At 59.6% G+C, this 19,469-nt stretch carries 17 protein-coding genes and 1 pseudogene; 8 read left to right on the top strand and 10 right to left on the bottom strand.

Translation table 11 applies throughout. The features are described 5' to 3' along the window. Positions 1-79 precede the first annotated feature (79 nt). The 6 genes from ACM6IR_RS13055 (at position 80) to ACM6IR_RS13080 (ending at position 5,786) form a co-directional block, all read left to right on the top strand. Positions 80-328: a transmembrane sensor/regulator PpyR gene (locus ACM6IR_RS13055; RefSeq protein ID WP_414908076.1), complete on the top strand. Its 249-nt coding sequence runs from the start codon at positions 80-82 to the stop codon at positions 326-328. Continuing rightward, a complete protein-coding gene (locus ACM6IR_RS13060) occupies positions 328-1,482 on the top strand; it encodes an NnrS family protein (RefSeq protein ID WP_414908077.1) in 1,155 nt (384 codons plus the stop codon). The genes ACM6IR_RS13055 and ACM6IR_RS13060 overlap by 1 nt, the downstream gene beginning before the upstream one ends. Positions 1,483-1,906: 424 nt before the next feature. Then, the gene (locus ACM6IR_RS13065) at positions 1,907-2,362 is read left to right on the top strand and encodes a (2Fe-2S)-binding protein (RefSeq protein WP_414908078.1); all 456 of its coding nucleotides are present in this window, start codon (positions 1,907-1,909) and stop codon (positions 2,360-2,362) included. A 28-nt stretch (positions 2,363-2,390) separates the two neighbouring features. Further along, the gene (locus ACM6IR_RS13070; RefSeq protein ID WP_414908079.1) at positions 2,391-4,559 is read left to right on the top strand and encodes a molybdopterin cofactor-binding domain-containing protein; all 2,169 of its coding nucleotides are present in this window, start codon (positions 2,391-2,393) and stop codon (positions 4,557-4,559) included. A gap of 1 nt (position 4,560) precedes the next feature. Then, positions 4,561-5,139, top strand: coding sequence for a hypothetical protein (locus ACM6IR_RS13075; RefSeq protein WP_414908080.1), 579 nt, complete (start codon positions 4,561-4,563; stop codon positions 5,137-5,139). Between the two features lie 74 nt (positions 5,140-5,213). After that, positions 5,214-5,786, top strand: coding sequence for a GGDEF domain-containing protein (locus ACM6IR_RS13080; protein ID WP_414908081.1), 573 nt, complete (start codon positions 5,214-5,216; stop codon positions 5,784-5,786). Between the two features lie 134 nt (positions 5,787-5,920). On the opposite strand, the gene ACM6IR_RS13085 is transcribed toward ACM6IR_RS13080, so the two are convergent. Then, entirely contained in the window at positions 5,921-6,346 is a 426-nt protein-coding gene (locus ACM6IR_RS13085; protein WP_414908082.1) for a VOC family protein, read from the bottom strand. 112 nt (positions 6,347-6,458) lie between these two features. Between ACM6IR_RS13085 and ACM6IR_RS13090 the strand changes: the two genes are divergently transcribed. Next, a complete protein-coding gene (locus ACM6IR_RS13090; RefSeq protein WP_414908083.1) occupies positions 6,459-7,325 on the top strand; it encodes a LysR family transcriptional regulator in 867 nt (288 codons plus the stop codon). Positions 7,326-7,564: 239 nt separating this feature from the next. Here ACM6IR_RS13090 and ACM6IR_RS13095 read toward each other — a convergent pair. The 9 genes and pseudogenes from ACM6IR_RS13095 to gloB all read right to left on the bottom strand — a co-directional run. Beyond that, a pseudogene (locus ACM6IR_RS13095) lies at positions 7,565-7,639 on the bottom strand (hypothetical protein); the annotation flags it as partial. 187 nt (positions 7,640-7,826) lie between these two features. Next, positions 7,827-8,621, bottom strand: coding sequence for an enoyl-ACP reductase FabI (gene fabI, locus ACM6IR_RS13100; protein ID WP_008152082.1), 795 nt, complete (start codon positions 8,619-8,621; stop codon positions 7,827-7,829). 21 nt (positions 8,622-8,642) lie between these two features. Further along, the gene (locus tag ACM6IR_RS13105; protein ID WP_414908084.1) at positions 8,643-10,253 is read right to left on the bottom strand and encodes an ABC transporter ATP-binding protein; all 1,611 of its coding nucleotides are present in this window, start codon (positions 10,251-10,253) and stop codon (positions 8,643-8,645) included. 1 nt (position 10,254) lies between these two features. After that, on the bottom strand, positions 10,255-11,274 hold the full coding sequence (locus tag ACM6IR_RS13110; protein ID WP_414908085.1) for an ABC transporter permease: 1,020 nt from the start codon (positions 11,272-11,274) through the stop codon (positions 10,255-10,257). Position 11,275: 1 nt separating this feature from the next. Continuing rightward, positions 11,276-12,349 carry a microcin C ABC transporter permease YejB gene (locus tag ACM6IR_RS13115; RefSeq protein WP_414908086.1) on the bottom strand — a complete coding sequence of 358 codons (1,074 nt, stop codon included), beginning with the start codon at positions 12,347-12,349 and terminating at the stop codon, positions 11,276-11,278. A 4-nt stretch (positions 12,350-12,353) separates the two neighbouring features. Then, positions 12,354-14,195, bottom strand: coding sequence for an extracellular solute-binding protein (locus ACM6IR_RS13120; RefSeq protein WP_414908087.1), 1,842 nt, complete (start codon positions 14,193-14,195; stop codon positions 12,354-12,356). Beyond that, complete coding sequence (locus ACM6IR_RS13125; RefSeq protein WP_414908088.1) at positions 14,192-16,024, bottom strand: extracellular solute-binding protein; 1,833 nt, start codon at positions 16,022-16,024, stop codon at positions 14,192-14,194. The genes ACM6IR_RS13120 and ACM6IR_RS13125 overlap by 4 nt, the downstream gene beginning before the upstream one ends. Before the next feature lie 299 nt (positions 16,025-16,323). Beyond that, the gene (locus ACM6IR_RS13130; RefSeq protein WP_414908089.1) at positions 16,324-17,766 is read right to left on the bottom strand and encodes a transglycosylase SLT domain-containing protein; all 1,443 of its coding nucleotides are present in this window, start codon (positions 17,764-17,766) and stop codon (positions 16,324-16,326) included. A 98-nt stretch (positions 17,767-17,864) separates the two neighbouring features. Continuing rightward, on the bottom strand, positions 17,865-18,632 hold the full coding sequence (gene gloB, locus ACM6IR_RS13135) for a hydroxyacylglutathione hydrolase (RefSeq protein ID WP_414908090.1): 768 nt from the start codon (positions 18,630-18,632) through the stop codon (positions 17,865-17,867). Between the two features lie 65 nt (positions 18,633-18,697). Here gloB and ACM6IR_RS13140 point away from each other — a divergent pair, with 65 nt between their 5' ends. Further along, entirely contained in the window at positions 18,698-19,456 is a 759-nt protein-coding gene (locus ACM6IR_RS13140; protein WP_414908091.1) for a class I SAM-dependent methyltransferase, read from the top strand. Positions 19,457-19,469 lie beyond the last annotated feature (13 nt).

Consider the following 19,469-nt stretch of genomic DNA (forward strand, 5'->3'; position numbering starts at 1 on the left):
TTGATTTTCAAGGGCTCAATAACTGGCACGACACTTGATAGGTCACACGTACAACTGATCTGCTTCAGGAGTACGGATAATGTTCGATTTCTTCAGCGATCCTCAGAACGTTCAGCGCCTGTCGAGCCGAGTGCTGAGCGTTGGCCTGGCGATGCTGTTGGCTGGCATCTACGGTGCTTACCTCTATGCGGGTCACTTGCCCATCGCCGCGCTGGTGTCGATGCACGCCATGACCATCATCGGGCCAACCCTGCTCAAAATCGGCTACGTCATGCGTCTGCTGTCCCAGCATCGGTTGAGTCAACATCTGGTCGGGGTAATGGCCTGATGCGCAACTTCGCTGCCGCGCCAGTCTTCAGTCTCGGTTTTCGGCCCTTCTTTCTCGCCGGCGCCGGTTTTGCCACCGTTGCGGTGGCGATCTGGGCGCTTTGGTTGTACGGCCGTTTACCCGGCGCACAACCCATCGGCGGGATGCTGTCCTGGCATCGACATGAGATGCCATTCGGGTTCGCCACGGCCATCATCGCCGGGTTCCTGCTGACGGCAGTGCCTAACTGGACGGGGCGTCCGGGGCTCCAGGGCTGGCCGCTGATCGGGCTGCTGCTGGTGTGGCTGGTGGCCAGACTGGCATGGCTGATGCCGATGCCGACGGCGTTATTGCTGCTGTTGCAGATGCCTTTTCTGCCATTGCTGGCCTGGATGCTGGGGCGGGATCTGGTGGCCGCCGGTAAACGTGACAATTACCCGATCCTGCTGATGGTCGCGCTGCTGGCCGGCTGTCAGGCGATGACCTTGTGGGGGCTTTCGACGGATGACACCGGCCTGCAACGGCGGGGTGTACTGGCGGCATTGTGGTTGGTGGGGGCGCTGATGAGTGTCATTGGCGGGCGGGTGATTCCCTTCTTCATTCAACGTGGCTTGAACCGTCCCGCCGTACCCGCGGCGAATCCATGGCCAACCAAGGCCCTATTGATCAGTGGATTACTGGCAGCGGTGTCGTTTGCCGCCGGTTTGAACGACGTCCCCCAGCGTTGGCTGGCGGTGCTGTTTCTGTTGATGAGCGCGTTGCATCTACTGCGTCTGTGGCGCTGGCATGACCGGGGCATCTGGCGCGTGCCGCTGCTTTGGTCGTTGTATCTGGCTTACGTCTGGTTGGTGCTGGCGACATTGGCCATGGCGCTGTGGCACGCAGGTGTCATGCCGCAACAAAGCCTTGCGACCCATTCGCTGGCGGTGGGCGGCATTGGCGGGCTGATCCTGGCGATGATTGCGCGGGTCAGCCTGGGCCATACCGGGCGAGTGTTGCAGCCCTCGAAAGGCATCATTTTGGGTTTTGCGCTGGTGTCGATCGCGGGCGTGTGCCGGGTGTTGCTTGTGCCGTTTTCCGGGGTTGGATTGGGGGTGTCGGCGTTGCTTTGGTGTGGGGCTTTCGGGCTGTTTTTGACGCGCTACACCTGGATCTTGCTCAAGCCTCGGCTCTAGTGCCGTGAACTGTCCTCGTCACATAAGCTGATTCTAAGGGTCAAGATCAAGATCAAAAGATCGCAGCCTTCGGCAGCTCCTACAGAGCGTACGCATTCCCCCTGTAGGAGCGAGCTTGCTCCGGGCGGCGTTCCGACGATGAATTCGAAGGCAACGCATCTTTCCAGACAGCACGCGTTATCGTTCACGTCCATCGCGAGCAAGCTCGCTTCTACAGTTTTGCGGTGGCTTTTATGTGACCGGTGGTCGATGAACCGGTCTCGCCCGGCAATTTGCGCTTAGCTGAAAGGATAAGCCGACCTTGTAGGAGCGAAGCTTGCTCGCGAAGGCGCCGGTCCTGACACACCGCGTTAACGTTCTTCGCGAGCAAGCTTCGCTCCTGCCAAAACAAAAACGGCGTCACCGTCAGTCTGAGGAACTTGCAATGCTGACCCTTAACATCAACGGCAAGGATCAGGAGCTGGATGTCCCCGCAGACATGCCGCTGCTCTGGGTCCTGCGCGATGTCGCGCACCTCACTGGCACTAAGTTCGGTTGTGGCATGGCCCAGTGCGGCGCCTGCACCGTGCACGTCGACGGCGCGCCGTTGCGTTCCTGCATCACGCCGGCCACGACCGTGGCCCATGGGCAGAAAATCCTCACCATCGAAGGCCTGTCCACCGACGGTTCGCATCCGGTGCAGCAAGCGTGGGCCGAACTCGATGTGGTCCAGTGCGGTTACTGCCAGTCAGGACAAATCATGTCGGCCGCGGCGCTGCTCGCGAAAATCCCCAAACCCACAGACAGCGACATCGATCAGGCGCTCTCCGGCAACATCTGCCGCTGCGGCACCTATCCAAGAATTCGCGCCGCAGTCAAACGGGCCGCCGAGATCGGTTGATGCCACGTTGGTTGATGGAGACTGAGCAATGAACAGCATCAATCGCCTGTCGCGTCGGGGATTTCTAAAGGGCAGTGCGCTGCTGGGCAGTGGTCTGGTGGTGGCGTTCGTCATTCCCGGCGCCCATCGCTTTGCCCAAGGCGCCGAGAATCAAGGCAACGTGTTCGCGCCCAATGCCTTTTTGCGAATCGGCAATGACAACAGCGTCACCGTGCTGCTTGGCCATTCGGAGATGGGGCAGGGGATCTGGACCGGTCTGACCATGCTGATCGCCGAAGAACTGGACGCCGACTGGTCGAAAATCCGCGTCGAACACGCGCCTGCTTCGGCCGCTGACTATGGACTGCCCGCATTTGGCGGGATGCAGATCACCGGTGGCTCGACATCGACCTGGATGGAGTTTGACCGCTACCGCCAGGCCGGCGCGGCGGCGCGTTTGATGCTGGTCGATGCGGCCGCCAAGCGCTTCAGCGTCGCCCCCTCCGAGATTCGTACCGAGTCAGGCGTGGTCATTGCTGGTGACCATCGCGCCTCTTACGGTGAGCTGGCCGATGACGCGGGCAAGCTGCCGGTGCCGGATCCGGCCTCGATCAAGCTCAAGGAGTCCAGGGACTGGAAACTCATCGGTAAACCGACCAAGCGCCTGGACACACCGGAGAAAATCACCGGCCGCGCCAAGTTCGGCATCGACGTGCAGTTCGACGGGCTGATGACTGCCATGGTCGCGCGCTCGCCGGTGTTCGGTGGCAGCGTCAAATCCTTTGAAGGCGCCGAAGCGCTGTCGATTCCGGGTGTCCACAAAGTTGTGCAGGTGCCCACCGGGGTGGCGGTGATTGCCGATCATTACTGGGCCGCGAAGCTGGGGCGCGATGCGCTGAAAATCGAGTGGGATCTGGGGCCGAACACCGGGCTCGACAGTCAGAAACTACTGGAAAGTTTCCGCGCACTCGCCGCCACGCCGGGCATTTCGGCCAGTAATGCGGGCGATGTCGCTGCAGCAATGGGCAAGGCGCTCAAGACGATCGACGTCGAGTACAGCGTGCCGTATCTGGCCCACGCGCCGATGGAACCGCTCAATTGCACGGTGAACATCAGCAAGGACACCTGTGAAATCTGGACGGGCACCCAGTTTCAGACGCTGGATCAAATGATCGCGGGGAAAATTACCGGGCTCAAGCCTGAGCAGGTCAAGATTCATACCGAATTTCTCGGTGGCGGTTTCGGCCGCAGGGCCAATCCGACCTCGGATTTTGTCGCTGAAGCGGTGCAGGTGGCCAAGGCTGCGGGTGCGCCGGTAAAAACGGTCTGGTCGCGCGAGGACGACATACGCGGTGGCTATTACCGCTCGGCCTTCCTGCATCAGGCGCGCATCGGGCTGGGTGCCGACGGTATGCCCATTGCCTGGAAACACGTGATGGTCGGGCAATCGATCATGGACGGCACTGCATTTGCTGCAACCATGGTCAAGGACGGCGTCGACAAAACCTCGGTCGAAGGGGTCGCCGACAGCCCTTACCTCGAAGACCTGGCCAATCATCAGGTGGAATTGCACTCACCGAAAACCGGCATCAGCGTGTTGTGGCTGAGGTCGGTGGGGCATACTCATAGCGCCTTCGTCATGGAATCGCTGATTGATGAAATGGCCGAGGCGGCCGGCAAAGATGCGGTGGAATACCGACGAACCTTGCTCAAGGCGCATCCGCGACACTTGGGTGTGCTGAATCTGGCGGTGGAGAAAGCCAACTGGAACGCGCCATTACCGGACGGCCATGCGTTGGGTGTGGCGGTGCATGAGTCCTTTGGCAGCTACGTGGCCCACGTTGCCGAGGTGTCCCAGGACAACCTGGCGATCCGTGTGCACCGGGTAGTGTGCGCGGTGGATTGCGGGATTGCGGTCAACCCGATGAGCATCGCGGCACAAATGGAGTCGTGCATCACCTTCGGCCTCGGATTCACCTTGCACAGCAAGCTGACCTTCAAGGACGGTCAGGTGGTGCAATCCAATTACCACGACTATCAGGTCCTGCGGCTCAACGAAATGCCGGTGGTCGAAGTGCATATCGTGCCAAGTACCGAAAGGTCCGGCGGCATCGGCGAGGCCGGTGTCCCACCCACAGCGCCGGCAGTGGCCAACGCGGTGTTTGCCCTGACCGGGCAGCGCTTGCGGGAACTGCCCTTGCAACTGTCGGGGGTGTGAGATGAAACGCCATCTGATTCTGGGTGCGGTGGTGTTGGTCGGCCTGGCGGCCTATGCCTCTGAACTGTTCGCTGACGATAAGGAAGCCCTGAAGGCGTTCGACACCGTGCAGAAAGTCTTCCAGAGTCCACGCTGCCAGAACTGCCATATTCCTGGGGACTCGCCGTTGCAGTTCGACGCCGGCATTCCCCATGCGATGAACGTGGCGCGTGGCATGGATGGCAAGGGCGCCGCCGGTTTACCGTGCACCACCTGCCACGCCGAAAACAACCCGCCAGCCAGTTACGGCCCTCATGCCCCACCGGGAGCGCCGCACTGGGGCCTGCCGCCGGCGGCGCACAAAATGGCCTGGATCGGCCTGCCGGCCGACCGGTTGTGCGCCCTGATCAAGGACCACTCCAGCAACGGCGACCGCGATTTCGCGGCGCTGATCAAACATGTCAGCGACGACAAACTGGTGCTGTGGGGCTGGAACCCAGGCGGCAATCGCGCTCCGGTGCCGGTACCGCACGACATTTTCGTGACTCAATTCAAACTGTGGGCAGAGGCGGGAGGCCCGTGCCCGGTGGTGGGGAGCTGACCGGCGGTCCGTTACCAGTGAGTCAAACCGGGTGCGGACGACTCTAAAGTACATATCCGCCAATGGAGTATCCGATGCTGATCTCAGGCAAACCGGGCAAATCAGGTGTACGTGTAGGGACGCCACAACAGGAGCGCGAGCTGCTGCGCGATCTGGCCCGCAAAGCCGAGCAAGAGTTGATCGGGGTGCAGATGGCGAGCATGGATGAGCTGACGCTGCTGCCCAATCGGCACGGTTTCATTGCCCTGGCTCAATTGGGCCTGGACGCCTGCCAACAACTGGGCAGGCCGGCGACGCTGCTGTTCTTCAACCTCGACGAGTTCAAGCGCATCAATTACCTGTTCGGCCGCACCGAGGGCGACAACGCGCTAAAAACCTTTGCCGATGTGCTGCGCATCGGCTTTCGGGAAAGCGATGTGGTCGGGCGGCTGGACGGTGCCACCTTCGTGGCCTTGCTCATAGGGTCCGCCTCAGTGGAAGTCAGCGCAATCAAGGCGCGCCTTGAAGAAATGCTCGATGAGCGCAATGCCATGGCGCATCGCGGGTATGAGATTCGTTTCAGTATTGGGCAGATCGAATATGACCCGGTTCTTCATGGTTCGGTTGAAGAGCTTTTAGATGAGGCAGAGAGGGTATTGGGCCACTAGGGTGGTGTTGAGTCGGCGGGCCCTTTCGCGAGCAGGCTCGCTCCCACACTGATTTTCTGTGATTACATAAATTTGTATGCAACACAAACCCACTGTGGGCGAGCCTGCTCGCGAAGGCGGTCGTGCGGACAACACTATTTGGCAAACAACTGCCCAATATCCTTGAACGCCTTGAACTCCAGCGCATTGCCGCACGGGTCGAACAGAAACATCGTGGCTTGCTCGCCCACCAATCCCTGAAAGCGAATGCCCGGTTCAATCACGAATCGAGTGTTGAGGGCTTTCAGTCGCTCGGCCAAGGCCTCCCATTCGTTCATGCTCAACACCACCCCAAAATGCGGCACTGGCACGTCATGACCGTCCACGGCATTGGTGTGCGCCGCTTCCTGGGAGGCGTTTTTCGGCGCCAGGTGAATCACCAGTTGATGACCGAAAAAGTTGAAATCGACCCAATGGTCGCTGGAGCGGCCTTCTTCCAGGCCGAAGACTTCGCCATAGAAACTGCGCGCAGCCGTCAGGTCATACACCGGGATGGCCAAATGAAAAGGGGAGAGTTGCATCGGATTGCCTCGCAGTTGTCGGTCGATGGGCTGAGTTTAGCGCTGTGATTTTTGATTGAAAGACGATAGTTTTTGCGTCGAGCACAAATTATTTTGATCAATCGAGAGCGCCATGTTGCGGGAATTGAAAACCTTCATCGCCGTCACCCGTTATGGCACCTTCGCGGCGGCCGGAATGCATATCGGCCTGACTCAGTCGGCAGTCAGCGCGCAGATGCGTAATCTGGAGCGCGCGTTGGGTATTCGGCTGTTCGACCGCACTGGGCGTCAGGCGATTCTCAATGCGGCGGGGCAGCGGGCATTGCCGATGGCCAGGGACATGCTGGAAACCTTCAGTCGCATGGCCGTCTGCGATGACGTTGGCGAATACCGTGGCGAGTTGAAAATTGGCGCCGTGGCGACGGCGCAGACAGGATTGTTGCCTCAAGCGTTGGTTCGATTACGGCAACAGGCGCCGTTGCTGGAGGCAAAACTGGTGCCCGGTGTCTCACTGAATCTGTTGAGCCAGGTCGACACCGGGGAAGTGGATCTGGCGATTCTGATCAAGCCTCCGTTCGAGTTGCCCAAGGAGTTGTCGGCGCAGGTCATTCGCCGGGAACCGTTCGTGTTGATTGTGCCGGCGAACCTTGAAGGCGATGACCCCTTGCAGTTGCTGGCGCAGCATCCTCATGTGCGCTACGACCGTAATTCATTCGGTGGACGCCTGGTGACGCGGTTTTTGCGCGAACAGCAACTCGACGTGCAAGTAGCCCTGGAGCTGGATGAGCTGGAAGCCATCGTGAAAATGGTCGAATGCGGCCTGGGTATCTCGTTGCTTCCCGAAGCCGGGTTGTGGCTCGAGTACGGCGCGAAGGTCAGAATCATTCGCTTGGGCGAGCTGACGTTCTACCGTGAGATCGTTCTGTTGCAGCGCTACAGCCAGCGCACACAGCCGATCCAGCAGCTATTTGCCAACTGCCTGACACAAATTGCTGACTAATCGCCAAACTCCTGTGGGAGCGAGCTTGCTCCCACAATGAATTGCGCTCGCTCTGAATTTTTGGCCATAAAAAAAACCCGCCTAAAGAGGCTAATGCCGATCAGTTAAGCAAATTCAGCAGCAACACATACCCCGTAGCAGCCGGACGCAGGCTTCGCCAGCTGCTACAAATCGCGTTACGGCTTAATTGACAGGCATTAGCCTGAAGAGGCGGGTTTTTTTATTTGCCTGGCCGAAGATTACTCTTCGAGGCTGCCCATGGCCGTGGTGTTGAAACCACCGTCCACGTACATGATTTCACCGCTGATACCGGAAACTGCTTGCTGACCAAACGCCAACCCCTGTAGGAGCGAGCCTGCTCGCGAAGGACTTGAGAGCAACGCATTTATTCAGGAGGCGCGTATTATCGTTAACGTTCTTCGCGAGCAGGCTCGCTCCTACAAGGATTGGCCATAAAAAACCCGCCTGAAGAGGCGGGTTTTTTAGTTGGCTAGCCGAAGATTACTCTTCGAGGCTGCCCATGGCCGTGGTGTTGAAACCACCGTCCACGTACATGATTTCACCGCTGATGCCGGACGCCAGGTCCGAGCACAGGAACGCGCCGGCGTTGCCGACTTCGTCGATGGTGACGTTGCGACGCAGCGGCGTTTGCGCTTCGTTGGCGGCCAGCATCTTGCGGAAGTTCTTGATGCCGGAAGCCGCGAGGGTGCGGATCGGGCCAGCCGATACGCAGTTGACGCGGGTGCCGTCCGGGCCCAGGGAGCCGGCCAGGTAACGTACGCCAGCTTCCAGGGAAGCCTTGGCCATGCCCATGACGTTGTAGTTCGGCATGGTGCGCTCGGCACCCAGGTACGACAGGGTCAGCAGGCTGCCGTTGCGGCCTTTCATCATTTCGCGGCCAGCCTTGGCCAGGGCCACGAAGCTGTAGGCGCTGATGTCGTGAGCGATGCGGAAACCTTCACGGGTGGTGGCTTCAGTGAAGTCGCCGTCCAGTTGGTCGCCCGGCGCGAAGCCAACGGAGTGCACGATGCAATCCAGGCCGTCCCACTTCTTGCCCAATTCGACGAAGACCTTGGCGATTTCTTCATCGCTGGCCACGTCGCACGGGAAGCACAGGTCCGGGTTGGAACCCCAGCTTTGTGCGAACTCTTCGACACGACCTTTCAGTTTGTCGTTCTGATAAGTGAAGGCAAGCTCAGCGCCCTCGCGATGCATGGCGGCAGCGATGCCGGATGCGATGGACAGCTTGCTGGCGACACCGACGATCAGTACGCGCTTACCGGCGAGAAAACCCATGTGTTGCTCCTCTCTTTCAGGTTATTGCGCAGTGGCTGGTGCCAGAAAAGCGGCTTCCAGCAACTGCTGTGTATACGGATGTTGGGGGGCGGCAAAGATACTTTGCGCGTCTCCCTGTTCGACCACTTGGCCATGCTTGACCACCATCAGCTGGTGGCTCAGCGCTTTGACGACAGCCAGGTCATGGCTGATAAACAGATACGTCAGGTTGTACTTGGTTTGCAGTGAACGCAGTAGCTCCACCACTTGGCGTTGCACTGTCCGGTCGAGGGCCGAAGTCGGCTCGTCCAGCAGAATCAACGCTGGTTTTAACACCAGTGCCCGGGCAATGGCGATTCTCTGCCGTTGCCCGCCGGAAAATTCGTGGGGGTAGCGGTTCCGGGTTTCCGGATCCAGACCTACCTCCTTGAGTGCCGCAATAATCGCTTGTTCCTGTTCCACCTCGGTGCCCATCTTATGGATCCGCAGGCCTTCGCCAACGATCTGGCTGACGGACATCCGCGGGCTCAGGCTGCCAAACGGGTCCTGAAACACCACCTGCATCTCCCGGCGCAACGGTCGAACCTGTTGCTGCGTCAGGCAGTCTAGCTGCTTGCCTTCAAAATGGATCGCGCCTTTGCTGCCAATCAACCGCAAAATCGCCAAACCCAGTGTCGACTTGCCGGAACCGCTTTCTCCCACAATCCCCAGGGTCTGGCCCTGGGGCAGGCTGAAATTGATGCCGTCTACCGCTTTGACGTAGTCCACCGTGGTTTTGAGAAAGCCTTTTTTGATCGGGAACCAGACTTTCAGGTCCTCGACTTGCAGCAAGGGCGGGCCAATCACATTGGTCGCCGGCTTGCCGCTGGGCTCCGCTGCCAGCAGTTCCCGAGTGTACGGATGCTGCGGCGCGCGGAACAGCTCTTCGCACGATGCCTGTTCGACGATGCAACCTCGCTGCATGACACATACGCGATGCGCAATTCTTCGCACAAGGTTCAAATCGTGACTGATCAGTAGCAATGCCATGCCCAGGCGGGCCTGCAATTCCTTGAGCAATTCGAGGATTTTCAGCTGTACGGTGACGTCCAGAGCGGTGGTCGGCTCGTCGGCAATCAGCAATTCCGGTTCGTTGGCCAGGGCCATCGCGATCATCACCCGCTGGCGCTGACCACCGGACAACTCGTGGGGCAGGGCCTTGAGGCGCTTATGCGGTTCTGGAATACCGACCATTTCCAGCAATTCCAGCGTACGTTTGGTCGCTACTTTACCGACCAGACCTTTGTGAATGCCCAGTACCTCGTTGATCTGCTTTTCAATCGAGTGCAGCGGATTCAGCGAGGTCATCGGCTCCTGAAAGATCATCGCGATCCGGTTGCCGCGGATGTGGCGGATGGTTTTCTCTTTCAGACTCAGCAGGTTTTGCCCGGAATATTCGATGGTTCCGGACGGGTGCCGGGCGAGCGGGTAGGGCAACAAACGCAGGATCGAGTGGGCGGTGACCGATTTGCCGGAACCACTTTCGCCCACCAGCGCCAGGGTTTCGCCGCGCTTGATGTCAAAACTGACGCCCTCGACGACACGCTGGCAGCGCTCACCAACGACGAATTCGACGGCCAGGTCGCGCACTTCGATCAGATTGTCCTGATTCATTTCACTTCCTCGGGTCGAAGGCATCGCGAGCGGACTCGCCGATGAACACCAGCAGACTCAACATCAACGCCAGCACTACAAACGCGCTCATGCCGAGCCACGGCGCCTGCAAGTTGGATTTGCCCTGCGCGACCAGCTCGCCGAGGGACGGCGCGCCGGGCGGCAGGCCGAAGCCGAGGAAATCCAGGGCGGTCAGGGTGCCGATAGCGCCGGTCAGGATGAACGGCATGAAGGTCATGGTCGAGACCATTGCATTGGGCAGAATGTGGCGGAACATGATCGCACCGTTCTGCATCCCCAGCGCCCGGGCCGCGCGTACATATTCGAGGTTGCGTCCGCGCAGGAATTCGGCGCGGACCACATCCACCAGGCTCATCCAGGAAAACAGCAACATGATCCCCAGCAGCCACCAGAAATTGGGCTGCACGAAGCTGGCCAGAATGATCAGCAGATACAGCACCGGCAGGCCGGACCAGATTTCCAGAAACCGCTGCCCGGCCAGGTCGACCCAGCCGCCATAGAAGCCCTGCAAGGCCCCGGCGATCACACCGATGATCGAGCTAAGGATGGTCAGCGTCAGGGCAAACAATACCGAAATCCGGAAGCCGTAAATCACCCGGGCCAGTACATCGCGCCCCTGATCGTCAGTGCCCAGCAAGTTGTCGGGCGAGGGCGGGCCGGGTGCAGGCACTTTCAGGTCATAGTTGATGCTTTGGTAACTGAACGGAATGGGCGCCCACAGCACCCAGGCGTCTTTGGCCTTGAGCAGTTCGCGGATGTACGGGCTCTTGTAGTTGGCTTCCAGCGGGAATTCGCCGCCGAAAGTGGTTTCCGGGTAGCGCTTGAGGGCCGGGAAATACCAGCTGTTGTCGTAGTGCACCACCAGCGGTTTGTCGTTGGCGATCAACTCGGCGCCGAGACTGGCACCGAACAGCAGCAAAAACAGCCACAACGACCACCAGCCTCGCTTGTTGGCTTTAAACAGTTCGAGACGGCGTCGATTGAGAGGGGACAGGTTCATCTCAATGCTCCCGGTTTTCGAAGTCGATGCGCGGATCCACCAGGGTGTACGTGAGGTCGCCGATCAATTTCACCACCAGCCCTAACAACGTGAAGATAAACAGCGTGCCAAAGACCACCGGGTAATCACGGTTGATCGCCGCTTCAAAGCTCATCAAACCCATGCCATCGAGCGAGAAGATCACTTCGACCAGCAGCGAGCCGGTGAAGAAAATCCCGATAAACGCCGAAGGGAAACCGGCGATCACCAGCAGCATCGCATTGCGGAACACATGGCCGTAGAGCACTCGATGCTGGGTCAGGCCCTTGGCCTTGGCGGTCACCACGTACTGTTTATTGATCTCGTCGAGGAAGCTGTTCTTGGTCAGCAGGGTCATGGTTGCGAAGTTGCCGATCACCAGCGCGGTCACGGGTAACGCGATGTGCCAGAAGTAATCGAGCACCTTGGCGCCCATGCTCAGCTCGTCGAAGTTGTTCGAGGTCAGGCCCCTGAGCGGGAACCAGTCGAAATAGCTGCCTCCGGCGAAGACTACGATCAACAGAATGGCGAACAGAAACGCCGGGATCGCGTAACCGACAATGATCAACGAACTGGTCCAGACGTCGAAATGGCTGCCGTGTCGCGTGGCCTTGGCGATCCCCAGCGGTATCGACACCAGGTACATGATCAGCGTGCTCCACAACCCGAGCGAGATCGACACCGGCAACTTTTCCTTGATCAGGTCGATGACCTTGGCGTCGCGGAAGAAGCTGTCGCCGAAATCCAGGGTGGCGTAGTTCTTGACCATGATCCACAAGCGTTCCGGTGCCGATTTGTCGAAGCCGTACATGTGCTCGATTTCTTTCACCAGCGTCGGGTCCAGGCCCTGCGCACCGCGATAGGCGGACCCGGCCACAGAGACTTCGGCACCGCCACCGGCGATGCGGCTGGTGGCGCCTTCAAAGCCCTCGAGCTTGGCGATCATCTGTTCCACCGGCCCACCGGGGGCCGCCTGGATGATCACGAAGTTGATCAGCAGAATGCCGAACAACGTCGGGATGATCAGCAGCAGTCGCCGAAAAATATATGCCAGCATCTGATTACTCCGTGCCCGCAGGGTCGGCTTGCAGTTTGGTTTCGATCTCTATCGCCGGAGCGACGTTGGGTTTGATCCACCAGGTGGCAATTCCGACGTCGTACGTGGGCGAGATTTTCGGATGGCCGATGTGGTTCCAATAAGCGACCCGCCAGGTCTTGATGTGCCAGTTGGGGATCACGTAATAGCCCCATTGCAGCACGCGGTCCAGTGCGCGAGCGTGGGCCACCAGGCTTTTGCGCGAGTCAGCGTTGATCAATTGCTCGACCAACTCATCCACTACCGGGTCCTTCAAACCCATGGAGTTGCGGCTGCCGGGTTTGTCGGCGGCGGCGGACATCCAGAACTCGCGCTGTTCGTTACCCGGCGAGTTGGACTGCGGGAAGCTGCCGACGATCATGTCGAAGTCACGTGAGCGCACGCGGTTGATGTATTGCGAGACGTCGACCCGACGGATGACCAGGTCAATGCCCAAATCACTGAGGTTGCGCTTGAACGGCAACAGCACACGCTCGAACTCGGTCTGGGCCAGCAGGAATTCGAGGGTGACGGGTTTGCCGGTGGTGTCGACCATCTTGTCGTCGACGATCCGCCAGCCGGCCTCTTGCAGTAATTGATAGGCCTTGCGTTGCTGGGTGCGGATCATGCCGCTGGCGTCGGTCACCGGGTTCTGGAACGCCTCGCTGAACACCTGGTCGGGGATCTTGCCGCGGAACGGATCGAGAATCGCCAGCTGATCGGCGTCCGGCAAACCGGTGGCGGCCATCTCCGAGTTCTCGAAATAGCTACGGGTGCGCACGTAGGCGCCGTTGAACAGTTGCTTGTTGGTCCATTCGAAATCCAGCAACAGGCTTAGCGCCTGGCGCACGCGTACGTCCTGGAACACCGGGCGACGCAGGTTGAACACGAAACCTTGCATGCCGGTCGGGTTGCCGTTCGGGATCTGTTCCTTGACCATCCGGCCTTCGGTCACCGCCGGGGTGTTGTAGGCGTTGGCCCAGTTCTTCGCACTCATCTCCAGCCAATAATCGAACTGCCCGGCCTTGAGCGCTTCCAGCGCCACGGTGTTGTCGCGGTAGTAGTCGGTGGTCATCACATCGAAGTTGTAGAACCCACGGTTCACCGGCAGATCCTTGCCCCAGTAGTCCTTGACCCGCTCATAACGCACCGAGCGCCCGGCCTTCACTTGGCTGACCTTGTACGGGCCGCTGCCCAGCGGTATTTCCAGATTGCCCTTGTTGAAATCGCGGGTGGCCCACCAATGCTTGGGGAGCACCGGCAACTGGCCCAGGATCAAGGGCAGTTCACGGTTGTTGTTGTGCTTGAATTTGAACAGCACCGTGAGCGGATCCTCAGCGATCACTTGATCGACGTCGTTGTAGTAACCGCGGTACATCGGCGCGCCGTCCTTGATCAAGGTCTGAAAGCTGAACACCACGTCTTCGGCACGTATCGGATGACCGTCGTGGAAGCGGGCTTCGGGGCGCAGGTAGAAACGCACCCAGCTGTTGTCCGGGGCTTTTTCGATCTTGCCGGCGACCAGGCCGTACTCGGTGAACGGTTCATCGAGGCCTTGTTTGGCCAGGGTGTCATAGATCATGCCGACGTCGTCGGCCGCGACGCCCTTGCTGATGAAGGGGTTGAGGCTGTCGAAGCCGCCGAAACCGGCCTGACGGAAGATTCCGCCTTTGGGGGCGTCCGGGTTCACGTAGTCAAAGTGCTTGAAATCGGCGGGGTATTTCGGCGGCTCGTTGTAGAGGGTCAGGGCATGCTGCGGGGCGGCGCAGGCCAGCCCGGCGAACAGCAAACCGCTGGCCTGCAAGAGCAGGGCGCGTAGGGGTTTCATTGATCTTTCTCCGAAGATTTCAGCCACCACGCGCTGAGACCCAGGGTATAGGGCGGCGTGGTGACGAAGGCTAACCGGTTGCGGTAGGCCAGGCGGTGATAATTGAGGTACCAATTGGGAATGATGTAGTGCTGCCACAACAACACCCGGTCCAGGGCTTTGCCGGCGGCGACTTGTTCATCGCGGGTCTGGGCGGCGAGTAATTGGTCGAGCAACCGGTCGACCACCGGGTTGGCGATGCCCGCGTAGTTTTTGCTGCCCTTGACCCCGACCTGGCTGGAATGGAAGTACTGCCATTGCTCCAGGCCCGGGCTTAGACTCTGGTTGAGAGTCATCAGGATCATGTCGAAATCGAATTGATCGAGGCGCTGCTTGTATTGGGCGCGATCGACCGTGCGCAACCGCGCGTCGATGCCGATGCTCACGAGGTTTTCGACGTAAGGTTGAAGAATCCGCTCCAGGTTCGGGTTGACCAGCAGAATTTCCAAATGCAACGGCTGGCCCGCCGCGTTCTGCAGTCGCTGACCATTGAGCTTCCAGCCGGCCTCGGCAAGCAGGCTCACGGCCTTGCGCAAGGTTTCCCGGGGGATGCCGCGCCCTTGGGTCTGCGGCAGGCTGAACGGCTCGGTGAACAGCCTGGCGGGCAACTGCTCGCGATACGGCTTGAGCATCAGCCATTCCTGGCCGACCGGCAGGCCGGTGGCGGAGAACTCACTGTTGGGGTAGTAACTCAAGGCGCGCTCGTAGGCGCCGCTGAACAGCGTGCGGTTGGTCCACTCGAAGTCGAACATCAGCCCCAGGGCCTCACGGACCCTGACGTCGGAGAAGGTCGAACGGCGGGTGTTCATGAACAGACCCTGGCTCTGTGTCGGGATCTGATGCGGGATTTGTGCCTTGATCACGTCGCCACGGGTGACGGCGGGGAAGCGGTAGCCGTTATCCCAATTCTTCGCCTGGTGTTCGATGTAGATATCAAACTCGCCCGCTTTGAAGGCTTCGAACGCGACGTCGCTGTCGCGGTAGAACTCGACCTCCATGCGATCGAAGTTGTACTTGCCACGATTGACCGCCAGGTCCTTGCCCCAGTAATCCTTGACTCGTTCAAATACGATTTGTCGTCCAGGCGTTACCGAGGTGATGCGATACGGCCCGCTACCCAGTGGCGGCTCGATCGTGGTGGCCTTGAAATCACGACCTTTCCAGTAATGCTGCGGCAGTACCGGCAACTCGCCCAGGCGCAGGATCTGCAGCGGATTACCGGCATGCTTGAAGACGAAGCGAATGCGCTGCGGGTTGAGGATATCGACCCGCAACACCTCCTGAAGACTGGTGCGGTACTGCGGATGACCTTCCTTGAGCAGCAAACGGTAGGAAAACGCGACGTCGTACGCGGTAATCGGCGTGCCATCGTGGAAGCGTGCTTCCGGGCGCAGGTTGAACACCACCCAGCTGCGGTCCTCGCTGTATTCCACCGATTGGGCAATCAGGCCATAGCTGGACGTCGGTTCGTCACCGGAAGGCGCGTACTGACCGGTGCCGACCATCAGGGGTTCGTTGAGCTCGTTGATGCCGTATTGCAGGAAATTGGGAGTCGAAACGGGGCTCGAGCCCTTGAGCGTGTAAGGGTTGAGCGTATCGAAGGTGCCAAACGCCATCACCCGCAACGTTCCGCCCTTGGGCGCTTGCGGGTTGACCCAGTCGAAGTGGGTAAATCTGGCCGGGTACTTGAGCGTACCGAATTGCGCATAACCATGGCTTTCGCTGATCGTCGCACTCGCGGGGGAGCTCAAGGCCAGGCTGATCAGGAGCAGGAGGAGGGGACGCTTCAAGTCAGAGATCCGATCCAGGCGGCTTGGGCTTTGTGCGCCGTACAGTAACAGCTTGTATGGACAGGAAAAAGACAGGGGCTTGATGCGCTGTTAATTACGCAGACGGACGCCTTGTAGCAGCTGGCGAAGCCTGCGTTCGGCTGCGAAGCGGCCGTGAATTCACACGGCGCGGTGTTTCAGGAAGCGTATGAGCTCAGGTTTTGCGACTGCTTCGCAGCCGAACGCAGGCTTCGCCAGCTGCTACAGGGCCTTGGCCAAACTTTGCGGGCAAAAAAAGCCCCTGAAATCAGGGGTTCGTTTTAGTGCGGCGAAGCAACCGTCAACATCTGCCCCGGCTTCAACGCCTGACCGACGCGAGGATTCCAGCGCTTGAGGTGTTGCATCTCGACATTGAAGCGCTTGGCGACCATGTACAGCGAGTCGCCTTGCTGGACTTTGTATTGGGTCTGCGGCTTCTTTTTGTCGGCTTTGCTGTTAGCCGCCACAACGGTGTTGACTCGACCGCTGTTGCGTTTGGTCGTGTCCCGCATCACCAGCGTCTGGCCGACCTTGAGCTCCTTGCCGGACAGTTTGTTCCAGCGCTGCAGATCCTTGATATCGACTTTGTTGGCTTTGGCGATGGTGCCCAGGTTGTCGCCACGCTTAACGCGGTAGGCGCGCTTGAGGCTGGCGACTTCGGATTCGTCGGCGCCTTCGAATACGGGTTTGAGCGCCTTCTTGCTGATCAAATCCTCAGGACGCATGGTCGAGAGGCTCGCGGTCAGCAACTGTGCCTTGGACGTCGGCACCAGCAAATGCTGGGGGCCGTCGATGGTGGTGCGCTGTTTGAAGGCCGGGTTGAGCTGGAACAGCTCGTCTTCGTCGATGTTGGCCACCTCGGCAACCTTGGACAGGTCCATGCGCTGGTTGATTTCGACGACCTGGAAATACGGTTGGTTGGCAATCGGGTTGAGGTTCACCCCGTAGGCTTCCGGTGCCAGCACCACTTGCGAGAGTGCCAGCAGCTTCGGCACATAGGCCTGGGTTTCGGCAGGCAGCGGCAGGTTCCAGTAATCGGTCGGCAGGCCCAGCTTTTCATTACGCTCGATGGCGCGGCTGACGGTGCCTTCACCGGCGTTGTAGGCCGCGAGGGCCAACAGCCAGTCACCGTTGAACATGTCGTGCAGGCGGGTCAGGTAATCCATCGCCGCGGTGGTCGAGGCGGTGATATCGCGACGGCCATCATAGAATCGGGTTTGACGCAGGTTGTAGTAACGCCCGGTGGACGGGATGAATTGCCAAAGACCCACCGCGTCGGCCCGGGAATAGGCCATCGGGTTGTAGGCGCTTTCAATGACTGGCAGCAGCGCCAGTTCAAGCGGCATGTTGCGTTCTTCAAGGCGTTCGATGATGTAGTGAATGTACAGGCTGCCGCGTTCGCCGGCGTTTTCGAGAAAGGACGGGTTACTGGCGAACCACAGGCGCTGTTGTTCGATGCGCGGGTTGACGCCCAGGCCGTCCTGCAACTGGAAGCCCTGGCGCATGCGCTCCCAGACATCCTGGGGTACTTGCGGGCTAGGTTTTTCGCTGAGCCATACAGGTTTTTGCTTGGCTCGAGCCGCGATGTTCGGCGTGTGTGCCGCGTCGGTTTGCGGAACATGGCTCGAGCAGCCCGCCAATGTGGCGGACACAGCCACCGCGATGGCTTGAGCCAGGCGGGTCAATGCGTCTGAATTGATGGCTTTACGAATAGATGACGACATTGGCTGGAAGTAAGTTCCGGGCAAAAATGTCGGGCGATTCTAGAAAGCGTACCCCCTGCGGTCAACCATTCAGATTTTTGGACCATCGTGCAAGTGACTTAAAATTTATCCTTCCACGCACGTAGTGCAGCAAAAACCGTACTCGGAGCCCGGTTATCGGCCCCGGTCCGTTCGTCCACTTTTTCTTTAACGGATGTTTCGCCGGTGCGCAAAAACGGGTTTGTCAGCTTTTCGAGGCCGATGCTGGAAGGCAGCGTCATGATTCCGGCTTCCCGTTCGCGGGTGACTTTTTCGAGGCGAGCGGCCGTGTCGGCGTTGCCCGGCTCGACCACTGCGGCGAAGCGCAGATTGCTCAGGGTGTATTCATGCGTGCAGTAGACGCGCGTCTCTTCAGGAAGCGCTGCGAGGCGTGTCAGCGAGGTGTACATTTGTTCGGGTGTGCCTTCAAACAACCGCCCACAACCGGCGGCGAACAGGGTGTCACCGCAAAATAGCAGCCCGTGATGATAGAAGGCGATATGACCCAGGGTGTGGCCGGGTACGGCGATGACGTCAAAGTCACAGCCCAGCACACTGATTCGGTCGTTGTCCTTGAGGGCAATGTCCCGCGCCGGGATGGCTTCGCTGGCGGGGCCATAGACTTGCGCGTCTGTCGCTTTTTTCAGCTGCTCGACGCCACCGACATGATCATGATGGTGATGAGTGATCAGAATATCGCTCAACACCCATTCCGGGTTGGCCTCGAGCCAGGCCAGCACTGGCGCGGCATCGCCCGGATCGACCACTGCACAGCGCCGGGAACGGGGATCTTGTAACAACCAGATGTAGTTGTCGGTAAAGGCGGGCAGGGCACTGATCTGTATCATCGTCGGATTCGCCAAGCGGAAAACAATGGTGCATCTTAGAGCTTCCTGGCGCGTTGGAGAATGCAATGACCGATAAAGCGTTCGCTCAGGCCGATCCTGACTGGCTGGCGTTGATCAGCGCGGCGCGTGAGTGGCTGTCCGGCCCTCTCGGGCAATTTTTGCTGGATGAAGAACGGCGCATGCTCGAATACGAGCTGGGGCGTTTCTTTGGCGGTTATCTGGTGCATTACGGTCCGTCGGCCCAGACACCGCCCTCGGCGCCGCAGGTGCAGCGCAATGTGCGGCTTGGCGCCCCCTTGCCGGGGGTCGAGATTGTTTGCGAAGAGCAGGCCTGGCCGTTAAGCGAGCACGCAGCCGATGTGGTGGTGTTGCAGCATGGGCTGGATTTCTGCCTGTCACCCCACGGTTTGCTGCGTGAAGCAGCCAGCAGCGTGCGGCCCGGCGGGCACCTTGTCATCATTGGCATCAATCCCTGGAGCAGTTGGGGTTTGCGGCATGTGTTTGCCCATGACGCCTTGCGCAAGGCGCGCTGTATTTCCCCCTCCCGGGTCGGCGACTGGCTGAACCTGCTGGGCTTCGCGCTGGAGAAACGCCGCTTCGGGTGCTATCGTCCGCCGATTGCGTCACCCGCCTGGCAAGCCCGTCTGGCCGGTTGGGAGCGCAAGGCCGGTGAGTGGCAATTGTCTGGCGGCGGCTTCTATTTATTGGTGGCGCGCAAGATCGTAGTGGGCCTGCGGCCGGTCCGCCAGGTGCGGCGCGAACCGATGGGCAAGCTGATTCCATTGCCGATGGCCAAGGTCAATCGTCGCCATATCGAGCCGTAAAACACTTTTTGTA

Origin of the sequence: Pseudomonas sp. IT-P253, assembly GCF_949768125.1 — a bacterium.
GTDB lineage: Bacteria > Pseudomonadota > Gammaproteobacteria > Pseudomonadales > Pseudomonadaceae > Aquipseudomonas.